At 27.4% G+C, this 26341-nt stretch carries 28 protein-coding genes and 1 riboswitch; of the genes, 4 read left to right on the top strand and 24 right to left on the bottom strand.

Annotated elements, in window-relative coordinates; all coding sequences use genetic code 11:
- Positions 1–36: 36 nt before the first annotated feature.
- Positions 37–1059: an acyltransferase family protein gene (locus tag ACQPUY_RS04950; protein WP_430839858.1), complete on the bottom strand. Its 1023-nt coding sequence runs from the start codon at positions 1057–1059 to the stop codon at positions 37–39.
- Positions 1047–1871 carry an alpha/beta hydrolase gene (locus ACQPUY_RS04945; protein WP_430839857.1) on the bottom strand — a complete coding sequence of 275 codons (825 nt, stop codon included), beginning with the start codon at positions 1869–1871 and terminating at the stop codon, positions 1047–1049. The genes ACQPUY_RS04950 and ACQPUY_RS04945 overlap by 13 nt, the downstream gene beginning before the upstream one ends.
- Positions 1872–1995: 124 nt before the next feature.
- Here ACQPUY_RS04945 and zupT point away from each other — a divergent pair, with 124 nt between their 5' ends.
- Positions 1996–2772: a zinc transporter ZupT gene (gene zupT / locus ACQPUY_RS04940; protein WP_430839855.1), complete on the top strand. Its 777-nt coding sequence runs from the start codon at positions 1996–1998 to the stop codon at positions 2770–2772.
- 232 nt (positions 2773–3004) lie between these two features.
- Here zupT and ACQPUY_RS04935 read toward each other — a convergent pair whose 3' ends face one another.
- Both ACQPUY_RS04935 and ACQPUY_RS04930 read right to left on the bottom strand, forming a co-directional pair.
- A complete protein-coding gene (locus ACQPUY_RS04935) occupies positions 3005–3619 on the bottom strand; it encodes a DUF4397 domain-containing protein (protein ID WP_430839854.1) in 615 nt (204 codons plus the stop codon).
- A 2-nt stretch (positions 3620–3621) separates the two neighbouring features.
- Positions 3622–4332, bottom strand: coding sequence for a hypothetical protein (locus tag ACQPUY_RS04930; protein WP_430839852.1), 711 nt, complete (start codon positions 4330–4332; stop codon positions 3622–3624).
- 133 nt (positions 4333–4465) lie between these two features.
- Between ACQPUY_RS04930 and ACQPUY_RS04925 the strand changes: the two genes are divergently transcribed.
- Positions 4466–5755, top strand: coding sequence for an aminotransferase class V-fold PLP-dependent enzyme (locus ACQPUY_RS04925; protein WP_430839850.1), 1290 nt, complete (start codon positions 4466–4468; stop codon positions 5753–5755).
- 287 nt (positions 5756–6042) lie between these two features.
- Here the strand turns inward: ACQPUY_RS04925 and trmB are convergent, their stop codons facing one another.
- The 18 genes from trmB to ACQPUY_RS04835 form a co-directional block, all read right to left on the bottom strand.
- Positions 6043–6696, bottom strand: coding sequence for a tRNA (guanosine(46)-N7)-methyltransferase TrmB (gene trmB, locus ACQPUY_RS04920; RefSeq protein ID WP_430839848.1), 654 nt, complete (start codon positions 6694–6696; stop codon positions 6043–6045).
- A gap of 108 nt (positions 6697–6804) precedes the next feature.
- Positions 6805–7449 (bottom strand): hypothetical protein, encoded by a 645-nt coding sequence (locus ACQPUY_RS04915; protein ID WP_430839847.1) that lies wholly within the window; start codon positions 7447–7449, stop codon positions 6805–6807.
- Positions 7450–7630: 181 nt separating this feature from the next.
- Complete coding sequence (locus ACQPUY_RS04910; protein ID WP_430839845.1) at positions 7631–8179, bottom strand: NADH peroxidase; 549 nt, start codon at positions 8177–8179, stop codon at positions 7631–7633.
- Between the two features lie 210 nt (positions 8180–8389).
- Positions 8390–9097: a phosphatase PAP2 family protein gene (locus tag ACQPUY_RS04905; RefSeq protein WP_430839843.1), complete on the bottom strand. Its 708-nt coding sequence runs from the start codon at positions 9095–9097 to the stop codon at positions 8390–8392.
- Between the two features lie 111 nt (positions 9098–9208).
- Complete coding sequence (locus ACQPUY_RS04900; RefSeq protein ID WP_430839841.1) at positions 9209–10705, bottom strand: cobyric acid synthase; 1497 nt, start codon at positions 10703–10705, stop codon at positions 9209–9211.
- Positions 10698–11363, bottom strand: a complete 666-nt coding sequence (locus ACQPUY_RS04895; protein ID WP_430839840.1) for a diphthine--ammonia ligase — start codon at positions 11361–11363, stop codon at positions 10698–10700. Before ACQPUY_RS04895 ends, ACQPUY_RS04900 begins: the two co-directional genes overlap by 8 nt.
- Before the next feature lie 10 nt (positions 11364–11373).
- Positions 11374–12129, bottom strand: a complete 756-nt coding sequence (locus ACQPUY_RS04890) for an ABC transporter ATP-binding protein (RefSeq protein WP_430839838.1) — start codon at positions 12127–12129, stop codon at positions 11374–11376.
- 8 nt (positions 12130–12137) lie between these two features.
- Positions 12138–13172, bottom strand: a complete 1035-nt coding sequence (locus tag ACQPUY_RS04885; protein ID WP_430839836.1) for a FecCD family ABC transporter permease — start codon at positions 13170–13172, stop codon at positions 12138–12140.
- A complete protein-coding gene (locus ACQPUY_RS04880; protein WP_430839834.1) occupies positions 13159–14076 on the bottom strand; it encodes an ABC transporter substrate-binding protein in 918 nt (305 codons plus the stop codon). Before ACQPUY_RS04880 ends, ACQPUY_RS04885 begins: the two co-directional genes overlap by 14 nt.
- A gap of 161 nt (positions 14077–14237) precedes the next feature.
- Positions 14238–14413: riboswitch (cobalamin riboswitch) on the bottom strand.
- 54 nt (positions 14414–14467) lie between these two features.
- The gene (gene cobD, locus ACQPUY_RS04875) at positions 14468–15541 is read right to left on the bottom strand and encodes a threonine-phosphate decarboxylase CobD (RefSeq protein ID WP_430839832.1); all 1074 of its coding nucleotides are present in this window, start codon (positions 15539–15541) and stop codon (positions 14468–14470) included.
- Complete coding sequence (locus ACQPUY_RS04870) at positions 15538–16485, bottom strand: cobalamin biosynthesis protein (protein WP_430839830.1); 948 nt, start codon at positions 16483–16485, stop codon at positions 15538–15540. The genes cobD and ACQPUY_RS04870 overlap by 4 nt, the downstream gene beginning before the upstream one ends.
- A gap of 20 nt (positions 16486–16505) precedes the next feature.
- Positions 16506–17114 (bottom strand): histidine phosphatase family protein, encoded by a 609-nt coding sequence (locus ACQPUY_RS04865; RefSeq protein WP_430839828.1) that lies wholly within the window; start codon positions 17112–17114, stop codon positions 16506–16508.
- Positions 17107–17499: a bifunctional adenosylcobinamide kinase/adenosylcobinamide-phosphate guanylyltransferase gene (locus tag ACQPUY_RS04860; RefSeq protein ID WP_430839826.1), complete on the bottom strand. Its 393-nt coding sequence runs from the start codon at positions 17497–17499 to the stop codon at positions 17107–17109. Before ACQPUY_RS04860 ends, ACQPUY_RS04865 begins: the two co-directional genes overlap by 8 nt.
- 15 nt (positions 17500–17514) lie before the next feature.
- Positions 17515–18270, bottom strand: a complete 756-nt coding sequence (locus tag ACQPUY_RS04855) for an adenosylcobinamide-GDP ribazoletransferase (RefSeq protein WP_430839824.1) — start codon at positions 18268–18270, stop codon at positions 17515–17517.
- Positions 18254–18817: a bifunctional adenosylcobinamide kinase/adenosylcobinamide-phosphate guanylyltransferase gene (locus ACQPUY_RS04850; RefSeq protein WP_430839822.1), complete on the bottom strand. Its 564-nt coding sequence runs from the start codon at positions 18815–18817 to the stop codon at positions 18254–18256. The genes ACQPUY_RS04855 and ACQPUY_RS04850 overlap by 17 nt, the downstream gene beginning before the upstream one ends.
- A 15-nt stretch (positions 18818–18832) precedes the next feature.
- Positions 18833–19939 carry a nicotinate-nucleotide--dimethylbenzimidazole phosphoribosyltransferase gene (gene cobT, locus ACQPUY_RS04845; RefSeq protein ID WP_430839820.1) on the bottom strand — a complete coding sequence of 369 codons (1107 nt, stop codon included), beginning with the start codon at positions 19937–19939 and terminating at the stop codon, positions 18833–18835.
- Positions 19940–20051: 112 nt separating this feature from the next.
- The gene (locus ACQPUY_RS04840; protein ID WP_430839818.1) at positions 20052–20837 is read right to left on the bottom strand and encodes an HAD family hydrolase; all 786 of its coding nucleotides are present in this window, start codon (positions 20835–20837) and stop codon (positions 20052–20054) included.
- Between the two features lie 180 nt (positions 20838–21017).
- The gene (locus ACQPUY_RS04835) at positions 21018–21908 is read right to left on the bottom strand and encodes a lysostaphin resistance A-like protein (protein WP_430839816.1); all 891 of its coding nucleotides are present in this window, start codon (positions 21906–21908) and stop codon (positions 21018–21020) included.
- Between the two features lie 261 nt (positions 21909–22169).
- Here ACQPUY_RS04835 and ACQPUY_RS04830 point away from each other — a divergent pair, with 261 nt between their 5' ends.
- On the top strand, positions 22170–23834 hold the full coding sequence (locus ACQPUY_RS04830; protein WP_430839815.1) for a glutamine--tRNA ligase/YqeY domain fusion protein: 1665 nt from the start codon (positions 22170–22172) through the stop codon (positions 23832–23834).
- Positions 23835–24021: 187 nt separating this feature from the next.
- The gene (locus ACQPUY_RS04825) at positions 24022–24624 is read left to right on the top strand and encodes a DUF445 domain-containing protein (protein WP_430839813.1); all 603 of its coding nucleotides are present in this window, start codon (positions 24022–24024) and stop codon (positions 24622–24624) included.
- 161 nt (positions 24625–24785) lie between these two features.
- Here ACQPUY_RS04825 and rsgA read toward each other — a convergent pair whose 3' ends face one another.
- Positions 24786–25820 (bottom strand): ribosome small subunit-dependent GTPase A, encoded by a 1035-nt coding sequence (gene rsgA, locus ACQPUY_RS04820; RefSeq protein ID WP_430839812.1) that lies wholly within the window; start codon positions 25818–25820, stop codon positions 24786–24788.
- Between the two features lie 305 nt (positions 25821–26125).
- Positions 26126–26308, bottom strand: coding sequence for a MarR family transcriptional regulator (locus ACQPUY_RS04815; protein WP_430839811.1), 183 nt, complete (start codon positions 26306–26308; stop codon positions 26126–26128).
- Between the last annotated feature and the right edge of the window lie 33 nt (positions 26309–26341).

The raw sequence follows: 26341 nt of genomic DNA, 5'->3' as shown, positions 1-26341 counted from the left end.
AAAAGCTCACTAATATATTAGTAAGCTTAATAAATTTTATCTATTTTTTGTTTTTCTAAATTTTTTATAAGAACTTTTTCCTGTATCAATACTTATATTAACAGGATAAAATATTCCATCATAAACCTTATTTACTTTTTTTCTAGATAAAATATAAATAATCAGAAATGGACTTAATAAAATTAATATATTTTGAATAATTCCTATATTCCACTTAGGTATAAAGAAGTAAATTAACATAACTAAGTAAATATGAAAAACATATATATTCATAGTAGCTTTACCTAAACTAGAATAAACTTGCTTTTTCTCAGGAACTATTGATATAACACAAACTCCAAAAATAATTGAAGATATATATAATATTCCCCTAAAAATAACACCACTTATTAAAGAAACTTCTAAAGCACTAAAAGAATAAGAATAGTATAAGAATTTATAATCAAATAAATCCATTTTAACAATATATAATGCTAAAAATAAAAATATTAATATTCCTATAATAGCTAAGGATTTATTAACTCTTTTTATCTTTGTTAAATGTTCTTCTTTAGTATAATAACCTAATAGAAAAAATGGTAAAAAAACTATCGTCCTTGAAATTGATAAAAAACTTCCTACACTTGGTACTACCCCTACTAGTATTCCTATAAAAAAGCTAAATAATAATACATATTTAAACCTAACTATATATTTTAAAGATATTCTCCAAAAGAAGAGACTTAATAAATACCAGAGAGTCCATCCTGGTAAAAGCAATGAAAACATATTTTCTTTAGTCCCAATATAAACTGCAGTGTACCAAATCATATTAAAAATTATATAAGGTATTAATAAATTTTTTATAGCCTTTCTTTTCATTCTATAAAAATTTTTAGAAAGATACCCTGAAATAAATACGAAAAGTGGCATATGAAAAATATAAATAAATACATATATTATTCTAAGAATACTATTATCCTTTATGTAATATTCTATTACGTGACCAAATACAACAAAAAATATTAATACTACTTTTAAATTATCTATTAAATAATTTCTTCTTTTTACTGCTTCCATACTTCTTCTATAAAATCTAAAATTTCTTTAGATCCCTTTTCTCCTTTATTTATGAATAAAGATATAATATCAGAGTGATGCTTTCCAGTTAATATGCTTAATCTAGCACTTCCATTATATTTTTTTATTCTTTCTACAAAACTTATGGAGTTTTCCTTATTAATTAAAGTATCTCTATCTCCATGCAAAGATAAGACTTTAACATCAACATTTTCATTAACTAGATCAATTGGATTAAATTTCTCTATTTCATTTTCAAAACCTACATAATTTTCAATTAAAGTTTTTGAATGCTTAGAAGTACATTTATTAAAATCTAAAACTCCTGATAAAGTAATTAATCCTTTGAAAATACTCCTATTTATTCCAAATTCTTTTTGCTTAATTTTATTAAAAACTAAATTAGTAGAAAGCTCTCCTCCAGCTGAAAATCCAATTACAATAAGTTCTTTTGTATTATTATACTTCTGCAAATAATCCTTAACTGCTGTAAACACATCATTAATCTGAGTTGGATATTTATATAATGGAACTAATCTATATGCAGGAACTACAACATTATATCCTAAATCATTAAAAAACTTTCCGATAAAACTAGAGGTTTTAGGGCTACCATGCCACCATCCTCCCCCATGTACAAATACAATTGTAGGTTTCTTTAAATCTCCTTCATATACCCTATAATATTGCTTAATATTCTCTCCATATTTATAACTTTTAAAATTATTTTTTTTACTCTTAATATTAAGAAAAAAAGTCTTTATAATAATTGGAATCATTATTATCTTTTCCTCTATTTTATATAACCACATATTCATCTCCTAATTTTGATATATTTATTCTACTATATATTATAAAATTTCATTTGCTTTGCATAGTATTTTTTTATTTAAATATATTTATAAATATATTTAATACTTTATGAGGAGAAATATTATGATATCACATCAATCTTTTATTCCACTTATACTTTCACTGATTGCAGGTCTTTCTACTGTACTAGGAGCCTTTATATTATTTTTTTCTAAAACTGAAAATAAGAAATTAATAACATTTGCTTTATCCTATTCAGCAGGAGTAATGATAACTGTTTCTTTTACTGATCTTTTTATATCTGCAGAAGAAACCTTAAGTAAATATAATGGTAACTTTAAAGGAGTGGTATACTCATTATTATTTTTACTTATAGGTGCTTTAATGGCATTACTTATAGATCAATTTGTACCTACTGAGCCACAAGGATATAATTGTAATTCACCTGACAAATTATATAGGGTTGGATTTGTATCAATGATTGCCCTAATGATACATAATTTTCCTGAAGGTATAGCTACCTTTGTTTCTGGATATGAAAATACATCTTTAGGTATATCCATAGCTCTTGCAATAGCCCTTCATAATATTCCTGAAGGAATATCAATAGCTATGCCAATTTATTATTCAACTAAAAATAAATTCAAAGCCTTTAAATATACTCTTTACTCTGGTCTAGCAGAACCCCTTGGCGCATTTATTGCATTTTTATTTCTAAGACCTTATATAAACGAAACTATTCTATCTATAGTCTTTGCTTTAGTTGCAGGTATAATGCTTTATATTTCCTTTGCTGAACTTATTCCAACTGCTAGAGAATATAAGTATCACAAGACTTATTTATTCTCAATTTTTCTTGGTATATTTACCATTATATTAAGTCACATATATGCTCACTAAAAAAGTACTTCTATATAACTTTGCTTATTCCTTCGCATCCGTTCCAAGTCATCGCAAAATTAATAGAAGCACTTCAAAGATACAGGAAGGAAATTATAAAAGTTTTTCACATAATAACATTTTTATAATTTCCTCAAAAGTAAAAAAGAAGCAAATATGTTATATTAGTTGCTCCGTCACAAGCTCCAAGTCGCCCTACCATAACATATTTTCTTCTACTGCTCATCGCTTATTATATTCCATCTTCTACCATCAAATATCCTAGTTCAGGTTGCTTATTTAATAAACCAATTATATATATAGTATAAAATTTTCCATTGGTTAAAGTTTTATTACTAATAAATTTATATAATCCAGATAAAGATGAAAAACTTACTTTAAAATCATATATTGCTGGGGATAAAGCATAATATCCTGTAGTTTCTAAATACTCAACATTACTAAAAAGAGAAGTATCATTAGATAATGATAATGTTAATAAAGGCGCATTAGGAGATAAATTCATAAATCTTAAAAAGCAATTTGCTAACCCACCCTTACCAGTCGCATCATTTAACGTTAAAGCATATAATTCTCCACTTAAAGTTACTAAATTTACAGTTGAATCAGTATTCGGAAGAATATCAATCTCCTTACTTATTAATGGATTATCATAAGTACCCGTTTTATATAATTGAAGTTCATAATTTCCTGATGATATATTTTCATAGCAGGTAATATCCGAAAAAGCTACGTTTCTTCCAAATAATGACCCACTTAAGTAAACATCAACAGCTTGCATAGTTGGAATTGCATGTAAAAATCTTATTTTACTTTGTAAGTTAGGCATGTTTTGACGAAATAGCATCTTTATTCCTCCCACTTAGACCTTGAATTTTCTAATGTTATTTTAATTACTTTTTTAATAATTAAATTCGAAATAGGTTTTGGAATATTGTAAGCTTTAAAGGTTTCAACAATAGAATTATCACCTTTTATTACATTAAATATTCTATCTATTTCCTCCATTTGACTACTTGACTCTCCTCTGTATGAGTTATCTAAATAGCATTCAAAGTTAAAATTTCTTAATAAATTCATATGGATTGGCTCATCTTGATTGTCCTTATTATTATTCATATTTTGCTTATTCGTATTTTGCATATTTGTATTTTGCATATTTGTATTTTGCATATTCATATTACTACCAGAATTGTTTATTGATTTACATTCTTTATTATATGAATATAGTTCTTCTGATAGTGTTTCAGATGGATATTCCAAATTAAAATCCTTAGTAAACTCCTCAGCTGATTGATTATTTTGTGCATTTGGTACATTCAAATTATTATTTTGAATAAAATCTAAAGTTTTTAATGAATTTCCCTCTAAATTAGAATTATCAACAGGAGTTGCAAAGCCCAATAAAAAATTATTAGAAAGTTCACTAAAGTTAGGCAAAGCCATATCTATAATAGGAAACCAGCTTGAATCTTTATCTAAAAATGGTTCCCTTATATTTAAAGGCATAAATTTTAAATCATCGTATTCTTGTTGCCTATTTAGGTTATTATAATACATATATTTCCTCCAAAAAATATTTCATTATAAGTATATGCTATATATTTATATATGTTCTATGGAAGGGCATTAGAACAATCTTATTATCACCTTAATTTAGTTAACTGAATAATATATAAAGGGAGGTTTTTCTATGAATGATTTAACAAATAATTCTTTTAGACATCTATTTATAGGCCTTGATAAAAAAGTTCCAATTTTAAACAATAATAAAATAGAATCAATAAATTTTGATAATGCTGCTACAACTCCTGTCTTTAGAAGTGTTCTTGACAGTATAACAAAAGCTTGTGAATTATATGGAGCCATAGGTAGAGGACTAGGTCAAAAATCTGAGTATTCAACAAAGATTTATCTAGACTCTAGAAATTATATTCTCGATTTTTTTAAGGCTTCAAAAGAGAAATACACAGTTATATTTGTAAATAATACTACTGAGGGTATAAATAGATTATCTAATATGCTAATTGAAGATAAAGATAATATTGTAATAACAACTAGAATGGAACACCATTCTAATGATTTACCTTGGCGTGGAAAATGTAACTTGAAATATATAGAAGTAGATGAACTTGGTAGGTTAAAGCTAGATGAGCTAGAATACTTACTTGAAAAATATCATGGCTTAGTAAAATATGTTACAATTACTGCCGCTTCAAATGTTACCGGATATCTTAACGACTTATCTTATATATCTAAGATTGTTCATAAATATAATGCTAAATTAATTATAGATGGTGCTCAAATTGTAGCCCATAAGAAAATAGATTTTACTAAAACTTTAATCGATTATTTAGTTTTTTCAGCCCACAAGATGTATGCTCCCTTTGGAAGTGGTGCAATAATTGGCCTAAAAGAAGAATTTGAAAGACTTGACTCCGATCTTAAAGGTGGAGGTACTGTTGAGACTGTTTTAGATGATTCTGAAGTTTTTCTACCACCCCCTGAAAAAGATGAAGCAGGAAGCCCTAATTTCTTTGGTGCTATAGCCTTAGTAGAATCAATGAAAGCTCTTAATACTATCGGCTATGAAACTATAGAAAAAAATGAAAAAATACTATTAGATCATACTATTAAAGGTTTAAATTCAATAACGGATATAATTAATTATGGAGATAATATTAATATAGATGACAGGCTTGGAATAGTAGTTTTTAACATTAAAGATATATATCATGCAGAAACTGCTAAATTATTAGCATCACTCAGAGCAATCGCCGTTAGACAGGGCGCTTTTTGTGCTCATCCATATGTAAAAAGATTGCTAAAGATAAATGACGAAGAAGCTAGTAGACATTTAGTAGATTCAACTTGTAAAATGCCCGGAATGGTTAGAGCAAGTTTTGGAGTATATAATTCAATAAGAGAAGTAGATATTTTCTTAAACACCTTAGAATTAATATGCAAATTAAAGAATAAGTAAAAAAGTACTTCTATATAATTTTGCTTATTCCGTCACAAGCTCCAAGTCATCGCAAAATTAATAGAAGCACTTCAGAGCTGAAGGAAGGAAATTATAAAAGGTTATTCACAGGGTAACCTCTTTATAATTTCCTAAAAAATAAAAAAGAAGTAAATATGTTATATTAGTGGCTCCGTCGCAAGCTCCAAGTTGCCCTAACATAACATATTTACTTCTACAAACTCAAGGTAATAATTCCTCATTCCTCGGAATTATGAATTTTTATTCTGTCGCTCCGTTCTTAATTATTATCTTTTTGCTATTAAGAATTTAATATTAATGCCTTGTTCACTAAACATATTTTCATGTTCAGTTCTTACATTACCTTCAAAATCACTTTTATGTAAATCATAAGTAATATATTCAATTTCAAAACCAGACTCTTTAAAGTATTCTAATGATTCATTAAATAAATCATCATCATCAGTTTTAAAATAAATCTTAGCACCCTTAGCTAAAAATTGTTTATACTTTTCTAATTGCTTAGTATGCGTAAGTCTTCTTTTTTTATGTTTTTTCTTTGGCCAAGGATTGCAAAAATTAATATATATTCTATCTACTATGTCTTCCTCACTAAATACATCATTAATCAAAGAAATTTCTTGAGCCATGAACTTTAAGTTCTTTACTTCTAAACCTTTTTCATCATATGCTTTTTCTATATTTCTCTTAGCTAAAACTAGAACTTCATCCTTTATATCTATAGCTAGATAATTAATATCAGGATTTTCTGATCCATGAACAGCTATAAATGTTCCTTTTCCACATCCAAGTTCTAAATATATTGGATTATTATTATTGAAAGTTTCTCTCCACTTTCCTTTATATTGGCTTGGATTTATTATAAAGAAATTACATGCTTCTAATTCTGGTCTAGCCCATGGTTTTTTTCTTAATCTCATATTGTTATTCACTCCATTTACTATAATTCATTACAATTATACAAATTTATAATAATTATATCAAATTTTATTTTTCTAATGGACTGATTTATATGTCTAATACTTAAGTTACTTTTTAGTAACTTTCGCCTTTATTATAGTTACTTCTGAATATTTACCAACTTCATCTTTGTATGAATCTAAGTTAATTGTATTTTTTTCATTATCCTCTTCTTTGAATTTAACTAATCCAACTAATGCTACATCTTCATCTAAGTTTTTACCAACTTGAGTTAAAGCCGATTTACCATCAAAATCTAAAGCTTCTCCATAAAATTTACTTACCTTATATTCAGGATTACTACTATCTTCTGTATTTTCCTTATCTACTTCTGCTATGGAATATATGGATTTATCAGCTTCACCATCATTAATCTTAGCTGTATTAATAACAATATGAATTATTGAATCTTTTTCTATAGTATCTGTAGAATAATTAGCTATCTCATTAGTTTCTACTAAATCACCATTTGAATACTTTTCAGCAAATAAGTGGATATTATATTGTGAGTCCTTTGGTAATACCATTGATGCTACCGTACTCTTATCATTACCATAATTAGACGATTCTAAAAGCAATTCAACTACTCCTTGTACTTCTTGATTTACTATCTTAACATCACCTTCTGGTAATTGTGTTCCACTTGTGCATCCTGCTAATCCAACTGTTAAAACTACGGCTGCTAAAAGCGCTGATATTTTTTTGATTTTCATATCTTTTTCTCTCTCCTCTTTGAAATTTAATATTTTCATTATATCATATGTAAATTTCATTGATATATAATTTCTGTTAACACTATGTGAATAAATTTATATCTTTATCATTATTAAATTTAATTCGAGTAAAAATAAAAGGTTTAGTACAGCTTGTACTAAACCTTTATCTATATATTTATTAGTTTTGTCCAAAATATCTATCTAATAAACCTTTGAATGCTTGTCCATGTCTTGCTTCATCTTTACACATTTCATGAACTGTGTCATGGATTGCATCTAAATTTAATTGTTTAGCTAATGTAGCTAAATCCTTCTTACCTTGGCAAGCACCGTGTTCTGCATCAACTCTAGCTTGTAAGTTAGCTTTTGTATCTGCAACTACAACTTCTCCTATAAGTTCTGCAAATTTTGCAGCATGTTCTGCTTCTTCGAAAGCTATTCTCTTGTAAGCTTCAGCAACTTCTGGATATCCTTCTCTATCAGCTTGTCTTGACATTGCTAAGTACATTCCTACTTCTGTACATTCACCCATGAAGTTAGCTTGTAATCCTTCCATAATTCTTGGATCTACATCTTTAGCAACTCCAACTCTATGTTCATCTGCCCAACTTAAATCTCCTGTTTGTTCAATGAACTTATCAGCTCCAGCTTTACATATTGGACATTGTGCTGGTGCCATTTCTCCTTCATAAACATATCCACATATTGTACAAACAAATTTTTTCATAATTAAACTCCTCCTAATTTCCACATCATTTATTTAAATTATTTCCTTTGATGTGTTTATCATATAATAATTATTATCCGTTGTAAATAGTTTTTATTAAAATTTATTTTAATTTTGTTAATAAAATGTGAAAGATGAGAGTAAATCTCAATACCCCCTTATCTTTTACTTACTTTATAATGATATCTCATAATCAAACTATTAACCATTTTAGCTAATTGTAATGTCCTTACTTTCCTTAATTCTATCTAAAAGTTTATACGGTAAACCTAATATCTGCTTTATATATTTATCTTCAACTTTTTTAGCTATTAATATAACTACCTCTGCTAAAATTATTGCTACAACTCCATCTAATATAAAATGTTGCTTTATAAATAATGTTGATAGCATTATTAATATCCCAATTATATTTGTATAATAAAACCAAGATTTATTATCCTTAACTTTTGTAAACCTCATAATTATATAGGTATTTAATACATGAATTGAAGGAAAGCAATTAACAGGTCTATCATTTTCATAAATTATATTTACAATCTTATTTGCTATTGTATTGTTATCAATTACCGGTCTTGATATCTCTACTGGATATAAGTAGTAAAAGACATAACATATACACATTCCAATATAAATTGCCATAAGAGTTCTTAAATATCTTTTTCTATCCTTAGATAAAATAAATATTAACCCAATAAAAATATAAATATACCAATATACATAAGGGAATACAAATAAGGATACAAAAGGAATTTCTTTATCTAACATTAAAGCTAGGTTTTTACCATTTTGAGATAATGTATTAGATATTACATAATTTATATTTATTACTGGTAAAATTAAAAGCCAAATCAAGTCTATCCACTTAATTTCTTCTAACCTATACTTTAACATAAACCTCTTAAAAATATTACCCATAAAAACTCCTCCTAGCTCCTTTAGAACATAAAAATTTTCATATATTTATTTTACAATATAAAACTTACATTGTACTTAAAATTTTTATTATTAAGAATTTTATAAGATTTCCTAATACTTCTTAAGAATTTCTTCAACTTTTAACATATCTATGTTTTCTTCAAGTATATTAGCTAATTTATTTAATTCATTCTTCTTATATTCATTATAAGACATAGTATCATTACATTCATTATTTATATTATTTTTTTCTAATAATAACTTTACAAAAGCCACTAAAAAATCTCCATTATCGAATATTCCATGTAGATATGTTCCAAAGACATTTCCATTATTGTTAATTGCCCCTGCTATTTCTCCATTATCTAATTTTATAAACATATTATCTTTATTATTTATTGTAGTTTCTCCATTATGAATTTCATAACCTGAAACTTCAATTTCATTAATAGATTCTAGTATATTAGATATGATTTTCCCAGAAGCTTGTTTGGTTACTTTCTTTTTATTTAAAATAGTCTTAATAGGTAATAATCCAAAACCTTTTTCAGAGCTAATTTCTCCTTCAATACCAAACTTATCTTCAATTACTTCTCCAAGCATTTGATAGCCACCACAAATTCCAAATATTATAGTATTAGTTTTTTCTAACTTAATAATTTCATTATAAATACCTTTTTCCTTTAAAAATTTAAGATCTTCTATGGTATTTTTGCTTCCTGGAATTATTAATAAATGTGGATTTCCAATATCTTTAACCTCATTTACATATCTTAAAGATATATTTTCTAATCTACCTAAAGAATTGAAGTCTGTAAAATTAGACATATACGGCAATCTAATTACTACAATATCTAATCCACCACTCTTTTTCCCATTATTTGTTATTCTTTCCGTTACACTATCTTCATCCTCTATATCTAAATTATAATAAGGCATAGCTCCAAGAACAGGGATTTTTATAATATCTTCTAATTGCTTCATAGCCGGCTTAAAATATTCTATATTACCTCTAAACTTATTAATTATTACACCTTTAACTCTACGTCTTTCATCCTCATCTAATAACATTATAGTTCCTAGAACTGATGCAAACACTCCCCCCCTATCAATATCTGCTACTAAGATAACTTGGGAATCACTTGCTTTAGCCATATACATATTTGCTATATCACTCTCTTTTAAATTTATCTCTGCACAACTTCCAGATCCTTCTAATATCATAATGTCAAAGAATTGCGATATTTCATTATAAGTTTCCTTAACTACTTCTTTTAACTTCTTATTTAACTCCTTATACTTATATGAATCCATATTACATTTTACTTTACCATTAACTATAACTTGTGTTTTCATATTTCCACTTGGTTTTAATAATATAGGATTCATCCATGCCTTTGGCTCTAATTCGCAAGCATCCGCTTGAACTACTTGAGCCCTTCCCATTTCAAGGCCATCCTTAGTTACAAAGGAGTTCAAAGAAATATTTAGAGCTTTAAAAGGAGCAACTTTCATACCTTTATTTTTAAAATACCTACAAAAAGCTGTTGCAATAGTACTTTTCCCTACTGAAGAGGCTGTTCCTAAAATCATAATACTCTTACTCATTAATCACACCTACTATATCTAAAAACCCATGTGTCTCATTAGTAATAATTCCATTATCTCTGAATTTAATTGGATATTTAAATAATGGCCCATCAAAAACAAATGTATGGTATTCTCCATTTTCACCACAAGCATCTGAACCTGCTTCAACTATGTCTTTAACTACTGGTTTTGTTAATTGTTTTCCTAAGAAATCTGTAGATAATACATCTAACCTTACATTTTTAATAACTGTTTTAAATCCAGTATCTATAAATTCAAAAGTTAATCCCTCTCTACTTTCCTGCCATAAAGGAAAAATGGCTTCAATTTCAGCTTCATTACATCTATCTGTACACCATGCTCTATGTGCTTCTATATCAATATCTCCAAATACACATATCTCTGCCCCTAGCTCATTTTTCGCTTTACTTAAAGCTTTATTAAAAGAATCTTCATATTCTTCTCCCTCACATTTAACTAAAAGTAATGGTATATTTAAAGATTTTGATACTTCTTGTAATAAATCTTCAGGAACTCCATGAAACCAAGACCTTATAGCCTTTTTATCTACAGTTATAAGTAATGCAGCTGGTTTATGGCCATCTCTTATCATTCTATATAAAGCTAATGTACTATCTTTTCCACAACTGTACGACATTACAAATTTTTTACTCATAGCTCTCCTCCTATTTCCATTTACCTAAAGTTCTTAGCATAAATGCTTTTATATCTATTCCATATACTTCTTCTAAATCACTACCATTTAATACTTCTCTGGTGTTTCCATTATTTTTAATTACTCCATCTTTAAGCATTAATACCTTATCGCCAAAATTTTGTACTAGATTTAAATCATGAAGTACAGCAACTACTATTTTATTATTTTCTCTTGCCCAAAGCTTTAAATAATCTAACATTTCAATTTGATATCTTAAATCTAAGTGATTTGTTGGCTCATCTAATAATATTACATCTGGATCTTGAGCAAAGGCTCTAGCTAAAAATACTCTTTGAAGCTGTCCACCAGATAATTCACTTATAAGTTTATCTTTAATATCTAAAAGTCCAACTTTATCTAAACTACTATTTATTATTTCTTCATCATTTTTATTTAGTCTTGAAAATACACCATTTAAATGAGCATATCTTCCTAATGCAACTGTATCATATATGCTATATGGAAATAGTATATTGGAACTTTGAGTCATTAATGCTACTTTTATAGCTAAATCCTTTCTTTTTAATGATTTAGTATCATTACCATCTAATAATACCCTTCCCTTAAAAGTAATCAAATTTGATATAGCCTTTAGCAATGTACTTTTCCCGCATCCATTTGGACCAACTATACAAATATTTTCTCCTCTGTTTACTTTAAAATTAACATTTTTTACTACGTCTTCTCCATTATAACCACAATATAAATTTTTAACTTCTAACATTTAATCACCTACTTTGACTTTTTAAAGTATAGATATGCAAAGAATGGTGCACCTATCATTGCAGTTACAGCACCTACTGGTAACTCTGAAGGGACTATGATGGTTCTTGAAATTAAATCTGTAATAACCATAAGACATCCTCCGAAGACTACCGACATAGGGATGACATAAGAATGTTTTGAGCCAAAAACTTTTCTTACTAAATGTGGAGCAATTAAATCTACGAAGCCAATAGTTCCACTTATAGCAACAGCAGCTCCGGTTAATATAGCTACAAATAAGAAAAGATATCTTTTAACTTTTTCTGTTTCAACTCCTATTGCCTTTGCTTGATCCTCTCCAAAAGTTAATACATCCATTTCTTTAACAAAAAGCATAATACCAATTATGCCAATTAAGAAAAAAGGAATTCCAGCCTTTAGATAACTCCAACCTCTCATAGAAAAAGAACCCATTTGCCATAATGTTACAGATTCCATTTTCTTTGTAAATAATGCTGTTAAAGTTGTTAAGGCAGCATTGAAAAATAGTGAGAAAACCATTCCTGTTAAAATAATAGTATTGTTTGATAACTTTTTATCTACTTTACTTGCAAATAATAAAACTATAATCATAGTAGCTAAGCTACATAAAAATCCAACTATGGGCATAGAGAAGTTTCCTATGAATGGGATAGTAACTCCAGAAACTACTAAAAGCCCTACTCCTAGCGAAGCACCTGATGATACTCCTAGTGTATATGGAGATGCTAGTGGATTTTTCAAAATTGATTGAACAACAGCTCCACTAGCTGCTAAGGCTCCTCCAACTGAAAAGGCTAATAATACTCTAGGTAACCTTATACTCCAAATTATTGAAACTTCCTTAGCCTCAATGCCTTCTAATAGATTTATATTAAATAACTTATGTACAATTATTGAAATAATATCCATAATGCTAATATTGGAACTTCCTATGGAAGTTCCAATACAAATTATTATAAATACTAGTGGCATTGATAGTATCATCAATGTTTTATTTTTTTTATCTCTACTTATATTCATCTGGATAAATAGCCTTAGCCATTTCCTTTAATGCTTTAATTACATTTTGAGAAGGTCTAGATGAAGAATTCTTATCTATACTATATACTTGACCTTCCTTTACTGCTGTTATACTATCCCAACCTTCACGGCTCTTTATATCATCAACAGCACTTACTCCATTAGTATCTGGAACATTTGTTAATATTACATCTGGATTAGCATCAATTACTGATTCTGGAGTTGGTGAAATCCAAGAGTCCTCATTTGCAAATATATTTTCTGCTCCAATTATTTGAATCATTTCATTTAAGAAAGTATCTTTTCCGAAGCTATATAAAGATGAACCTGAACCTATTTCAAAATAAACCTTTTTCTTATCAGTTATTGTATCTCCTATTGCTTTTATAGCTTCAACTTCACTTTTCATATTTTTAATTAATTCTTCACCTTGTTTTTCAGTGTTAGTTATGTCTGCAATAAATTCAATATCTCCATATATCCCATCTATGCTATAACTACTTGGAATATATACAACTGGAATTCCTGCTTCCTTAACTAATTGGAATGGATCTTCTTCTCCAGTCTTATTATGTCCTGATGCTATAATTATATCTGGATCTAATGATATTAAAGTTTCTGCATCTGGGTTTCTAAAATCTATTTGTGGTAAATCAGTATTAACACCTTCCACATCTGCTGAATACTTATCTATAGCAACAAGTTTATCAGAAAGCCCAAGTTCTACTAATACCTCAGTATTAGATGGTGCAGTTGATATTATTTTTTCAATTTTGTTTGGTAAAGTAAATTCATTACCTTCCCTGTCTGTCATAGTTTTTTCAGTGTTACCACAACCTGTAAATAGTGCTAAAGAAAACATCATGGCAAAAACTACTGAAAGAATTCTACTTCTTTTTTTCATAATAAATCCTCCTAATTTTTTATTAGGGTTATTTTGTAATTATTTTCACAAAATAAAAAGACATACTAAGAGCATGCCCTAAATACTTTTTAATAGTTTTGAATTTTAAAATATATTTCAAAACTATGTTAGTATTCCTATTATCCAACCCTCAGAAGATAATAGTTTTCCCATAAAAGGTAGGTCTCCCGGCTTTACTTCATCCTACTCTCAAACCTTCCCGCTATTTGCAGTGGCATTAATAGATTTCGTCCATTACACGGTTACTGGGGTAGCTCAGGAATACACCTGATTCCCTATTAAGCTTTAAAAAAGCACCTATTATAGTTATATAGCTTAAATTCCAATATGAATTATATTATTAATGCTATTATATGTCAATTAAAATGTATTAATTAATTACTTTTTTTAAAGCCATGATTAAATTATCATTTTCTTCCCTTGTTCTTACTGCAACTCTATAATAACTTTCATCTAATCCAATATAATTATTACAACTTCTAATAATTATATTTTCTTTCATTAACTCTAGCTTTAAATCAATATTATTAATTATCTTAAACATTATAAAATTGACAGATGGATTAAATACTTTTATATCATTAAATTTATTTAATTCTTTATATAAATAGTTTTTTTCTTTTTGTATATATGATATTGTTCTATTAATATATTCCTTATCTTTTATAGCCTCCAAAGTAGCTTTCTCAGCTAAAATATTTATATTCCATGGTACTGAAACCAATTCCATATTTTTTATAATTTCTTTATTTTCACACATGCCATAACCTATTCTAATACCTGGTATTGCAAATAATTTCGTCATAGACTTAATTATAAAAATATTATTATATTCCTTTAGTAAATTAATTACAGAGTAGTTTTCTCCATCTCTTATAAAATCCAAAAAAGATTCATCTATCGCTAATATTGTATTTGTAGATAATGCTTTCTTAGCAATATTAATAATAACTTCTTTCTCAGTAAGTATTCCTGTTGGGTTATTAGGATTACAAATAAAAACCATGTCTATATCCTCATTAATATGGTTAATTATATCCTCATCTATAATCCAATTATTCTCTTCTTTTAAATAATAGTATTCAATACTGCTATTTATACTTAATGCTGCCTCTTCATATTCTCCAAAAGTTGGTGCAGGAATCAATACTTTTTTAGGTTTAATAGACCTTACTAAATTAAATATTACTTCTGCTGCTCCATTTCCTAAAACTAAATCCTCATAGTTAACTCCTTCAAAATCACTTATGCCATATTTTAAATTAAAATATGTAATATCAGGATATCTTTCAACTTCCTCTAAGGCATTAATAATAGCATCTTTAACTTTTTTATTTATTCCTAAAGGGTTTATATTAGCAGAAAAATCTATTAAGCTTTCCTTATTCAATTTAAAAGTTCTAGACAATTCATCTAAATTTCCACCATGAACTACTTTACTCATATTAAAAATCTCCCTATTAAAGTTAAAGTCATAGAAATTAAATAGCTTAAAAATGAAACTAAATATAAAATATTATTAGTTTTATTTACATCATCAATATCTATTTTCTTTATTTCATCACCTATAGTTGGCTTTTCCACTAATTTACCGAAGTAATAATTAGCTCCACCTAACTTTAATCCTAAAGCACCTGCTACTGCTGCTTCTGGATGAGCACTATTAGGACTACTATGATTACTTTTATCTCTACGATAAATCTTATATGAATTTTTATAATCTAACTTCAATATAAAAGCTACCACTACAATTAAATATCCTGTAAGCCTTGCTGGTATATAGTTAAATACATCATCTAGTTTTGCTGGGAAAAAACCAAAGTCTTTATACTTATCATTTTTATATCCAAACATAGAATCCATAGTATTTACAGCTTTATAAACAAAAGCAAAGGGTGCCCCCAAAAGTCCTGCATAAAAAATTGGTGCAACTACTCCATCAGACATATTTTCAGCTATAGTTTCAACTACCGCTCTTAATATTCCTTCCTTATCTAATGATTTCGTATCTCTTCCAACTATATATGAAAGCTGATTTCTAGCCCCTTCTATATCATCTTTTAATAAAAATTTTATTACTTTTAATCCTTCGACTTTTAGAGCCTTTGTAGAAATAGTAAAATATATCATTATACCACTAATAAGTATTCCAACTATATAATTAATACTAAAGCTTATCTTTACAATAAAACAACTTACTAAGTAAACTATTAAAACACTAAAAATCCAAGTTAGTAAACCTGCAATCTTTAATGAACTTTTTAAAATATCTCTAAATAAATCTTCTAATTTTTTGCATAAACTTCCTATTAATCTAATAGGATGAATTGGATTTTGAGGATCTCCAATTATTAAATCTAATAAATAACCTATAGTTAATTCCTTCATTTTTTTCTTCCTAACTTCTATTATTTCTTTAACTCTATAACTTTTGTAATTTCAAAACTATCAACTATAAATTCTACTGAAAGTTTATATCCTTCGCCAAAGCTTGGCTGCCAGCTATAAAAATTCTTACTATCATCATAAAATTCTTCTAATATAGTTCCTATAGTCCCCCCATGAGAAACTAATAAAGCTGATTTAATTTCTCTTTTTCTTAAATCATTAATAAATCTTACAAACTCAGCTTTTATCCTATCTTTATAATTGTTCTTACTTTCTCCATTTGGACATAAAACTTCACCAGTATCATCCGTTATCCAATTAATATAATTTTTATCTTCTTTTAAATCCTCATAGGATTTCATTTCAAAATCACCAAAGTCATACTCAAAAAAACCTTTTAATTCTTTATAATAACAATCTTTATATAAAACTCTAAAAGTTTCATTTGCTCTTTTTGCACCACTAGTAAAGTACAGATCGCAATCCGGATAACTTATATTTTTCTTTAAATCTATAAGTTCATTTATTCCTTTATGGCTTAATTTTAAATCAGTCTTTCCACAATACAACCTTTTTTCATTAGCTATTGTTTTTCCATGACGTATTAAAAAAATATCTATCTTATTCATCATTAATCACCATTGGTATTCCACAGAAAACTCTATAAATAACTTCTGAATTCTTACTTATATATTGAAGACATCTTCCTGTATTTTCTCTCCAAAATCTATCTTCTTTCTTTAATGGAACTATTCCCTGGGAAATATCATCACATACTATTATTTTATTTTTAAATAACTCTTGATTCTCTATAATATAATCTAAAGCATCTATATTATCTAATGAAAGCTTATAAGTTAACTTATGAAAATTATTAATTACTTTTTTAGAGAAATCTACCTTTAAGTCTTTTAAATCATCATTAACTGTAAAAATATCTTCATTTGATATATTGAATTTTTCTTTAACAAAATTAAGTTTTCCATTATAAGCTCCACCAAAAACTAATATCAAAAATATCCCCCCTTACTATATTATACATAAGCATAGCATTCCTACTACTTCTGCAATTACAAGACCATATCCTGCACTATCTCCAGACATTCCTCCAAGTTCTTTAGTACTTTTATTTACAGATAATACAGCTGAAATTATCATAAATACAGGTACTAATATAGCTTTTAAATTAAATATTATAATAAAAGAAATTGAAGAAACTAATAAAAATAAATATAAAATAACTATATCTATTTTACCAGTATCCTTTTTAAAGTAAGATCCTAAAGAGCTTTCTTTCATAGAATCTTTTTTTATAAGCATAAGTGCCATTAAACATCTTGATATTATAGGTATAATTATAATTCCAATTACATTTACTTTATTTTCTACTAAAGTATAAGTTGCTGCAAAATTAATAGCAAACAAAATAGCTAGAGAAATAACTGCAAAAGCCCCTGTATTGGGATCCTTGAGTATTCTTATCTTTTCTTTTTGATCCCTTCTAGACAATAACGCATCGCATACATCCATAAATCCATCTAAATGTAACATTCCAGTAATGATGAAAGGCGTTACCATAGTAATTGCAGAAATTAAAATTGTAGAAAGGTTAAAATAATCTACAATTCTGTAAACACAGTAATTAATAAGTCCAACTACTAAACCAACTAAAGGATAAAGCTTCATCATATGTCTAACTGCTTCGTCCCTCCAACTTTTATAAGGCATTGGTATTATTGTAAACATGCTTATCGCCATTATAAAACCATTAAATAAATTTTTCATTTAAATCCCTCACATAATTTTTACCTTTATGAATTATTTCATTACCAAAGGAAAATTCAATAACAATATCGGCTATAGAAGCTAATGATATATTAATATTTCCTAACTCTCTTCTAAAGGCGTTTGTATAATCATCATATATTATTCCATCACTAAACAAATAATCTGTAACTATAACTAAGTTTTTTACGTTATTACTTATAGAATTTATTTCACCAATAATCTTATCACTAATTTCAGAAATAAAAGCATCTTTAGGAAACATTTCATTTGTAACTAAGGAGGTTATACTATCAATTAATGTAGTATCATTATTATCAATCTTATCAAGGATATCTTTTATATCTTGACTCTTCTCAATAGTTGTAAATCCCCATCCTTTTCTATCTTCAACATGATTTTTTATTCTTTTTAAATCCTCCTCATCATATGGCTTCATTGTTGCTATATAATATAAATGACCTTCTCTCTTCTCTAATTTCTTTGCATATCTTTGAGCAGCCATTGATTTTCCACTTTTTGAACCACCTACTAATAAAATAATCATATTTATCAAGCCTCTTTATTTCTTATTTACTATATAACTTTTTTTATCTCTAATTTCTTCTAAGTAGCTTGGATCTATTTCAGCTTCTTCAAAAGTCGCCATGTTGTTCATCATGGCACAAGCATAATCTACTATTGAAAATGCTATAGGACAACCACTACCTTCACCTAATCTCATATCTAAATTTATCATTGGATCAATTCCAATATTGTCTATAGCAATTCTGTATCCTATTTCTTTAGAAATATGAGATGCTATTAAATAGTCTTTTATATCTGGACATAACTTAGTTGCTAATAAGGCTGCTACCGCTGATATAAATCCATCAATTACTACAGGAAGTTTGTAATAAGCAGATCCTATATAAACTCCTACCATTCCAGCTAAATCAAATCCCCCAACCTTCGAAAGTATATCTATTGGATCCTTTTCCCTTGGTTTATTAATATTTATTGCTCTTCTTACTACTTCTATTTTCCTTTTAAAAGCTTCATCTGTAAGTCCTGCACCCTTACCCACAACATCTTCTATTTCACAATTTAATAAAGAAGCTAAGACTGCACTGCTGGTTGTAGTATTTCCTATACCCATTTCCCCTACACCAATTATTTCATATCCCTTTTCCTTAACTTCTCTAACCATATCTATTCCTATGTAAATAGCTTTTAATGCTTCTTCATAACTCATTGCAGGCCCTTTAGCTATATTATAAGTTCCTTTTCTAATCTTCCTATTAATAGCTCCTGGAATTTCCCCATCACAATTAACGCCTATATCTATAACAAATAAATCAGTATTATTTTCTTTTGCTAATACAGCTACCCCAGTAAGTCCTTTAGAAAAATTAATAGTTTGAGCTAATGTCACATATTGTGGGGATGAAGCAACCCCCTCTTCTACAACTCCATTATCTGAAGATAAAATTATTATACACCTCTTATTTATTTCATTATTAATCTTCCCTGTTATTCCTGCTAGTTTTATGGCTATTTCTTCAAGTTTTCCTAAACTACCAAGGGGCTTTGCTAAAGAATCTACTCTTTTCTTAGCTTTATCTCTTGCTGATTCATTTACTTTTTCAATGCTATTCATAACCTTAAAAACTTCTTCTTTATATCTCATTTATAATCCCCTATTTAACTATTTTCTAACTGCAATTATTAAAAAAAGTACTTCTATATAATTTCCTAAAGATTAAAATAGGATGTAAAAAGAACATCCCAATTTATAATATTTATAATTTGACCACTTCTTTTATAGCTTCAACCACTCCATTATCATTATTGCTTTTTGCAGTAAATCTAGAAACTTTCTTTAAATCATCATGAGCATTTTCCATAGCAAAACTGTAATAAGCCTTTTCCATCATTTCTAGATCATTTAAGTAATCTCCAAATACCATAGTTTCTTTATGAGTTATATTAAATATTTCTTGCACTTTTTCAATTGCTACTCCTTTATTAACTCCTTTAGCTGTAATATCTAACCATATTTCACCTGAAACTGTAACTTGTAGCTTGTTCCAATATTCCTTATAATAATTATTACTATTTAATTCTGATCCTGAAAAATCACAAACAGTAACTTTCAAAACATCATCATCTACTTTTGTTAAATCATCAACTATTTCATATCTTTCATAATACTTTTTAGTTTCTTTAATTAATCTTTCATCAGTATTTTCAATATAAGCTGATTTCTTACCACAAAGAATCGGAAAAGAATTATCTATAGTTCTAGCTATTTTTAAAAGATCTATGGCTATTTCTCTATCTAACGAATTTACTAATATTTCTTCTCCCTTATACACTACAAAAGTTCCATTTTCAGCAATAAACATAATATCATCACTTATTCTTTCGAATCTCTTTAATAGATTATAATATTGTCTTCCACTTGCTGCAGCAAATATTATATTTTTTTCCTTAAGTTTATTAAAAACCTCAAAAAACTCTTCATTTATTTCATCTTTTTTATTTAATAAAGTTCCATCCATATCAGATGCTATTAATTTTATCATAATCTGATTTCCTCCCTTGTAAAATATTAATATAGTGCTTTAACATTATTCTGCACCTTCTTCTGTTCTCATTTATTATTATTTATTATCTTCTATTACCATTTTGTATTATTTTCTTTAGATTATCAATAGAAAAAGCTAGTAAAATCATCTATACAATGTCTTACTAGCTCTTTGTTATTAATTTAAATTATTAAAACCTTCAAAATTCATTATTTTCTCTTCATTATTAGTATTGCTCTTTCTAATTAAGAATATCAATAATACCATTCCTATAGTACCTATTACTGTAAATATAATATAAAGTAAAGTCCCACCAAGGTAATCTCCTAGTATAAAAGAAGCTATGTTTGCAGTTAAATTATTTACCATATGCATTATTATCGCTGGCCATAAAGATTTTGTTTTATAAGTAACATACCCAAATACTATCCCTAAAAGTGTTGCATAAATACCTTGAACTAAATTTCCATGGAATGCACCAAATAAAATTGCTTGAATAATTATTGTCCACTTAATAGATATTTTCCTTTTTAATGTATTATAAATTACACCTCTAAATAAAAATTCTTCAGCAATAGGTGCAACTATTCCAACGGTAAGCATTGAAATCAATATACTTCCTTGACTAATTGGAGCTAATATATCATTCATATATTCAAATTGACTTGAAAATAATCCTGCTTCTTCAACTAAACTTAATACTCCTGAATTAAATAACCAGCAACAAAGTCCTAGAATAATTGCATAAAAAATATTAACACTTTTAGTTTTGGAAATTTGAAGCTCTTCTTTATAATTTCTCCTTTTAATTTTATATATAAGTATTAAAGCTAGTATTGTTATTACTGATGAAATTAATAAAAAAATATTTGTTAAACTTAGAATAGAATTAAGCATACTATCAATTTCATATTCTAAGGTTAATCCATTCTCCATTTGAATGACTCCATTAATTGCATAGTAAAATCCAATTGCAATTCCCCCTACTATTGATACAACTAATTGTATTAAAATCGTTAAAAATAAATACCCAATAGAAGCGAAAAATGCTTTAAATTTTTCCTTCATATAATTCCCCCTTATACTTTAATTAATTTATACTTTAATTATATACTATTTTTACTTTTTATTCCATAAATTATAGCTATTTCCCATTTAATATTGATAAATAAATATCTATAACCTTTAATTTATATTCTATCTCTTTATTTTTTTCCAACCTTAGTTTAAAATTATATACATATTTATTTAATCTTTGATTTAAAAGTAAAAAATAGTGTATAACTATATATAACAATAAAAGAAAATTTGTATAGGAGAGGTTTGCATATGTCAAATGAAAACATGTCATCTAACTTTATAAGAAATATAATTATTGACGATTTAGAAACAAAAAAACACGATGAAATAATTACTCGTTTCCCACCTGAGCCAAATGGATATTTACATATTGGTCATGCTAAATCAATAGTTTTAAACTCAGGTCTTGCAGAAGAATTTAAAGGAAAGTTTAATTTAAGATTCGATGATACTAACCCAACTAAAGAAGATACTGAATATGTTGAATCAATTAAAGAAGATGTTAAGTGGTTAGGCGGTAATTGGGATGATATCTATTTTGCTTCTGACTATTTCGATATTATGTATGATAAGGCAAAGTTATTAATAAAAAAGGGATTAGCTTACGTTTGTGATTTAACTCCAGAAGAAATAAGAGAATATAGAGGAACTTTAACTGAACCAGGAAAGGAAAGTCCTTATAGAAATAGATCTGTAGAAGAAAATCTTGATTTATTAGAAAGAATGAAAAATGGTGAATTTGAAGATGGAACAAAGGTTCTAAGAGCTAAAATAGATATGGCTTCTCCTAACATCAATATGAGAGACCCTATAATATATAGAATTGCTCATGCTACACATCATAACACTGGAGATAAGTGGTGCATTTATCCTATGTATGATTTTGCTCACCCACTTGAAGATGCTATTGAGGGCATAACACACTCAATTTGTACTTTAGAGTTTGAAGATCATAGACCTCTTTATGATTGGTTTGTTAAAGAATGTGAAATGGAAAGCACTCCAAGACAAATAGAATTTGCTAGACTTAACATGACTAACACAGTTATGAGTAAAAGAAAACTTAAACAATTAGTTGATGAAAATGTAGTGGACGGATGGGATGATCCAAGAATGCCTACAGTATCTGGATTAAGAAGAAGAGGCTATACCCCTGAAGCTATCAGAAACTTCTGTGGTGCTATTGGTGTTTCTAAGGCTAATTCTGTTGTAGATTCTCAAATGCTTGAATACTTCATAAGAGAAGATCTACAATTAAAAGCAAATGCAGCTATGGCAATTATAAGACCATTAAAAGTTGTTATAACTAACTATCCAGAAGGTCAAACTGAAATGCTACCAGTTCCAAATAACGCTAAAAATGAAGCTGCTGGTACTAGGGAAGTTCCTTTCTCAAGAGAAATTTATATAGAGCAAGAAGACTTTATGGAAGTACCAGTTAAAAAGTACTTTAGATTATTTCCAGGAAACGAAGTGAGATTAATCGGTGCGTACTTTATTAAATGTAACGATGTAATTAAAGATGAAAACGGAAATGTAATTGAATTACATTGTACTTATGACCCAGAGACTAAGAGTGGATCTGGATTTACTGGAAGAAAAGTAAAAGGAACTATTCACTGGGTAGATGCTAAAACTGCAAAACCAGCAGAATTTAGACTTTATGAACCTTTAATTTTAGATGATGCTCCTGAAAATGAAGGTAAGCATTTCTTAGAACAAATAAATCCTAACTCATTAGAAGTACTACAAGGATATATTGAAGATACTACTGCTAAAGTAGCAAAACCACAAGATAAGTTCCAATTAGTTAGAAATGGATTCTTTAATGTAGATCCAAAGTACACTACTGATGATAAATTAGTATTTAATAGAATAGTATCATTAAAGAGCTCGTTTAAAATTAATAATTAAGAATGAAAAGTGAAGAATTATTGTAAGAAGCTGTCTTTTGACAGCTTCTTTAATATTTTGATTATAATTTTGCCAAGCCCTTTTTTATCTAAACTTGTACTAATCAGTCAAACTTTATATTGAAATATTTTATATTAAGTTATAAAATTGTTTATGTATTTAACACTTTACATAATAGGAGGCACTTATGAATAATTTTATAACTATTTTAATATTAACAGTTGTTGGTGGTCTTATAGGATGGATAACTAATATACTTGCTATAAAGCTTTTATTTAGACCAATTAACCCAATTAAAATTCCTATTTTAAATATTGAAATATTAGGTTTAATTCCTAAAAGAAAAAATGAAATAGCTGCTAATATAGGAGAAGTTATTTCTAATGAACTACTCTCAATAGATGATATATTAGATCAAGCATTAAATAATTCAGACGGGGAAAATTTCAATTCTTACATAATAGATAAAATAAAAAATATAATAAATGAAAAATTAAATATTATTCCTATTCCATTTAGAATGATGGCTGCTCCTTATATTGATGATATTTTAAATAAAGAAGTTCCTAGTGCAATTGATGAAATCAGTGCTGATTTATTAGTTAAAGCTAAAGAAAATGTTAATATTCAAAAAATTGTTGAAGAAAAAATTAATGAATTAGATTTAGAAAAGCTTGAAGATATAATAATTAAAGTTTCAAAAAAAGAACTAAAGCATATAGAAATTCTAGGTCTTGTACTAGGTGCTATTATTGGAGTCCTACAAGGAATTTTAGTGATTTTTCTTTAATAAAAAGAGTTGCTTAAGCAACTCTTTTTATTAATTATCTTATATTTTCAATTTAAATAATAATTCCTCATCCATAATTTTTCCTGTATCTTTAAATCCAAAGCTTTCATAGAGACTTCTGGCTATATTATTCTTTGGATCAAAGGAAATAAGTGCTCATATTATCTCTTCACCTTCGCCATATTTTTCATTCTTTTCTTCTCTTGCTGCTTAGATTTTAATAAATTGTATTCCTCTTCTCTTTTAAGCTTTCTATATCTTTCTAATCTATCTAAATCTAATTCTCCATTTTCTATTGCTTCTCTTACAGCACATTTAGGCTCATTTTTATGAGTACAATTTGAAAATTTGCATTGCTTTTCTAATTCTTCAATGTTACTAAAGGATTTATCAACATCAGCAGACATTAATCCAAGCTCTCTCATACCAGGAGTATCTATTATTACCCCACCATCTTCCAACAGAAATAATTCTCTATGAGTAGTTGTATGTCTCCCTTTATCATTTTCATCTACTTCATTAGTTTTCAATGCTTCTTTGTTTAATAACTTATTAATAAGAGTAGATTTTCCAACTCCTGATGAACCTATAAAGGCTATTGTTGTTCCACTTTTGATATATTCTTTAATTTCTTCATATCCATTTCCATTTAAACTTGAAGTTACTAATATTTCAATTCCTATAGCAACTTCTTCAACTTCTCTAAGTTTTTTGTCTATGTCTTCACATAAATCTGCCTTAGTTAATACTATAACTGGAACAGCCTTACTATCCCATGCTACAGCTATATATCTTTCAAGCCTATTAATATTAAAATCATTATTTAAGGCCATACAAATAAATATATAATCAATATTTGCTGCAACAACTTGTGTATCAAACCTACTTCCAGCAATCTTTCTTGAAAAATAACTTTTCCTAGATAACACCTTGTGGATTATAGCATCTCCATTCTTATTAGCTGCTCTATCTAATAATACCCAATCTCCTACTACAGGATAATCTAAAGTACTATTTGAAGAATATGATAATTTACCAGATACTCTTGCAAGTACTTCTCCCTGTTCTGTAAAAACTTTGTAAATATCTTTATATTGTACTGATATTCTTCCAATATAAAAATCTTCATTATAGATACTTGCCTCTTTAACGTATCCTTCATTTAATCCTAATTCTAGTAAGTTCTTATTATTCATTTTTCCTCCCGAAATATAACTTATTGGGAAGGATATTTAATTTATTCCTATACTGTAGTCACCTTCCCATTAACAACAATATAGTTTCTATTTCTTCTTACTAAACTCATCATAAAACATCACATCCTTTCAGATAATTAATGGTTAATTTTGTATATAACCACTATATTTATAATATAACAATATTAAGCTTTTTAATACAATTATTTATAAAAAAAAGAAATTTCATCTTATGTGAAATTTCAACCTAAATTACTCATTATTCATTTTCAATTCTTAATTGGAGCTGTCTTTGACAGCTCCTTCTAGTCTCTTTTTATTTGCCAGTAGCATCTTTTTGGTGAATAAATTTTTTCTTCCTTCTTAAGTTTATCCATTACCTTAGATACGTCTTTTTTATCTATGCCTGTTTTTTCTGCAACTTTAGTGGCATTCATTGGCTCATCATTCTTTTCAAAACAATCTAATACAACATTATAGTTTTCCATTGATTCATCTCCTTTACTATCTTTTCATAAATA

Origin of the sequence: Clostridium nigeriense (genome assembly GCF_050585245.1) — a bacterium.
GTDB lineage: Bacteria > Bacillota > Clostridia > Clostridiales > Clostridiaceae > Clostridium > Clostridium nigeriense_A.
This window is presented reverse-complemented; position numbering and strand designations above follow the sequence as displayed.

What these genes read in the sequence shown, in the direction of transcription:
- ACQPUY_RS04950 (WP_430839858.1), bottom strand. Translation starts at nt 1,059, where the DNA reads ATGGAAGCAGTAAAAAGAAGAAATTATTTAATAGATAATTTAAAAGTA.
- ACQPUY_RS04945 (WP_430839857.1), bottom strand. Translation starts at nt 1,871, where the DNA reads ATGTGGTTATATAAAATAGAGGAAAAGATAATAATGATTCCAATTATT.
- zupT (WP_430839855.1), top strand. Translation starts at nt 1,996, where the DNA reads ATGATATCACATCAATCTTTTATTCCACTTATACTTTCACTGATTGCA.
- ACQPUY_RS04935 (WP_430839854.1), bottom strand. Translation starts at nt 3,619, where the DNA reads ATGCTATTTCGTCAAAACATGCCTAACTTACAAAGTAAAATAAGATTT.
- ACQPUY_RS04930 (WP_430839852.1), bottom strand. Translation starts at nt 4,332, where the DNA reads ATGTATTATAATAACCTAAATAGGCAACAAGAATACGATGATTTAAAA.
- ACQPUY_RS04925 (WP_430839850.1), top strand. Translation starts at nt 4,466, where the DNA reads ATGAATGATTTAACAAATAATTCTTTTAGACATCTATTTATAGGCCTT.
- trmB (WP_430839848.1), bottom strand. Translation starts at nt 6,696, where the DNA reads ATGAGATTAAGAAAAAAACCATGGGCTAGACCAGAATTAGAAGCATGT.
- ACQPUY_RS04915 (WP_430839847.1), bottom strand. Translation starts at nt 7,449, where the DNA reads ATGAAAATCAAAAAAATATCAGCGCTTTTAGCAGCCGTAGTTTTAACA.
- ACQPUY_RS04910 (WP_430839845.1), bottom strand. Translation starts at nt 8,179, where the DNA reads ATGAAAAAATTTGTTTGTACAATATGTGGATATGTTTATGAAGGAGAA.
- ACQPUY_RS04905 (WP_430839843.1), bottom strand. Translation starts at nt 9,097, where the DNA reads ATGGGTAATATTTTTAAGAGGTTTATGTTAAAGTATAGGTTAGAAGAA.
- ACQPUY_RS04900 (WP_430839841.1), bottom strand. Translation starts at nt 10,705, where the DNA reads ATGAGTAAGAGTATTATGATTTTAGGAACAGCCTCTTCAGTAGGGAAA.
- ACQPUY_RS04895 (WP_430839840.1), bottom strand. Translation starts at nt 11,363, where the DNA reads ATGAGTAAAAAATTTGTAATGTCGTACAGTTGTGGAAAAGATAGTACA.
- ACQPUY_RS04890 (WP_430839838.1), bottom strand. Translation starts at nt 12,129, where the DNA reads ATGTTAGAAGTTAAAAATTTATATTGTGGTTATAATGGAGAAGACGTA.
- ACQPUY_RS04885 (WP_430839836.1), bottom strand. Translation starts at nt 13,172, where the DNA reads ATGAATATAAGTAGAGATAAAAAAAATAAAACATTGATGATACTATCA.
- ACQPUY_RS04880 (WP_430839834.1), bottom strand. Translation starts at nt 14,076, where the DNA reads ATGAAAAAAAGAAGTAGAATTCTTTCAGTAGTTTTTGCCATGATGTTT.
- cobD (WP_430839832.1), bottom strand. Translation starts at nt 15,541, where the DNA reads ATGAGTAAAGTAGTTCATGGTGGAAATTTAGATGAATTGTCTAGAACT.
- ACQPUY_RS04870 (WP_430839830.1), bottom strand. Translation starts at nt 16,485, where the DNA reads ATGAAGGAATTAACTATAGGTTATTTATTAGATTTAATAATTGGAGAT.
- ACQPUY_RS04865 (WP_430839828.1), bottom strand. Translation starts at nt 17,114, where the DNA reads ATGAATAAGATAGATATTTTTTTAATACGTCATGGAAAAACAATAGCT.
- ACQPUY_RS04855 (WP_430839824.1), bottom strand. Translation starts at nt 18,270, where the DNA reads ATGAAAAATTTATTTAATGGTTTTATAATGGCGATAAGCATGTTTACA.
- ACQPUY_RS04850 (WP_430839822.1), bottom strand. Translation starts at nt 18,817, where the DNA reads ATGATTATTTTATTAGTAGGTGGTTCAAAAAGTGGAAAATCAATGGCT.
- cobT (WP_430839820.1), bottom strand. Translation starts at nt 19,939, where the DNA reads ATGAGATATAAAGAAGAAGTTTTTAAGGTTATGAATAGCATTGAAAAA.
- ACQPUY_RS04840 (WP_430839818.1), bottom strand. Translation starts at nt 20,837, where the DNA reads ATGATAAAATTAATAGCATCTGATATGGATGGAACTTTATTAAATAAA.
- ACQPUY_RS04835 (WP_430839816.1), bottom strand. Translation starts at nt 21,908, where the DNA reads ATGAAGGAAAAATTTAAAGCATTTTTCGCTTCTATTGGGTATTTATTT.
- ACQPUY_RS04830 (WP_430839815.1), top strand. Translation starts at nt 22,170, where the DNA reads ATGTCAAATGAAAACATGTCATCTAACTTTATAAGAAATATAATTATT.
- ACQPUY_RS04825 (WP_430839813.1), top strand. Translation starts at nt 24,022, where the DNA reads ATGAATAATTTTATAACTATTTTAATATTAACAGTTGTTGGTGGTCTT.
- rsgA (WP_430839812.1), bottom strand. Translation starts at nt 25,820, where the DNA reads ATGAATAATAAGAACTTACTAGAATTAGGATTAAATGAAGGATACGTT.
- ACQPUY_RS04815 (WP_430839811.1), bottom strand. Translation starts at nt 26,308, where the DNA reads ATGGAAAACTATAATGTTGTATTAGATTGTTTTGAAAAGAATGATGAG.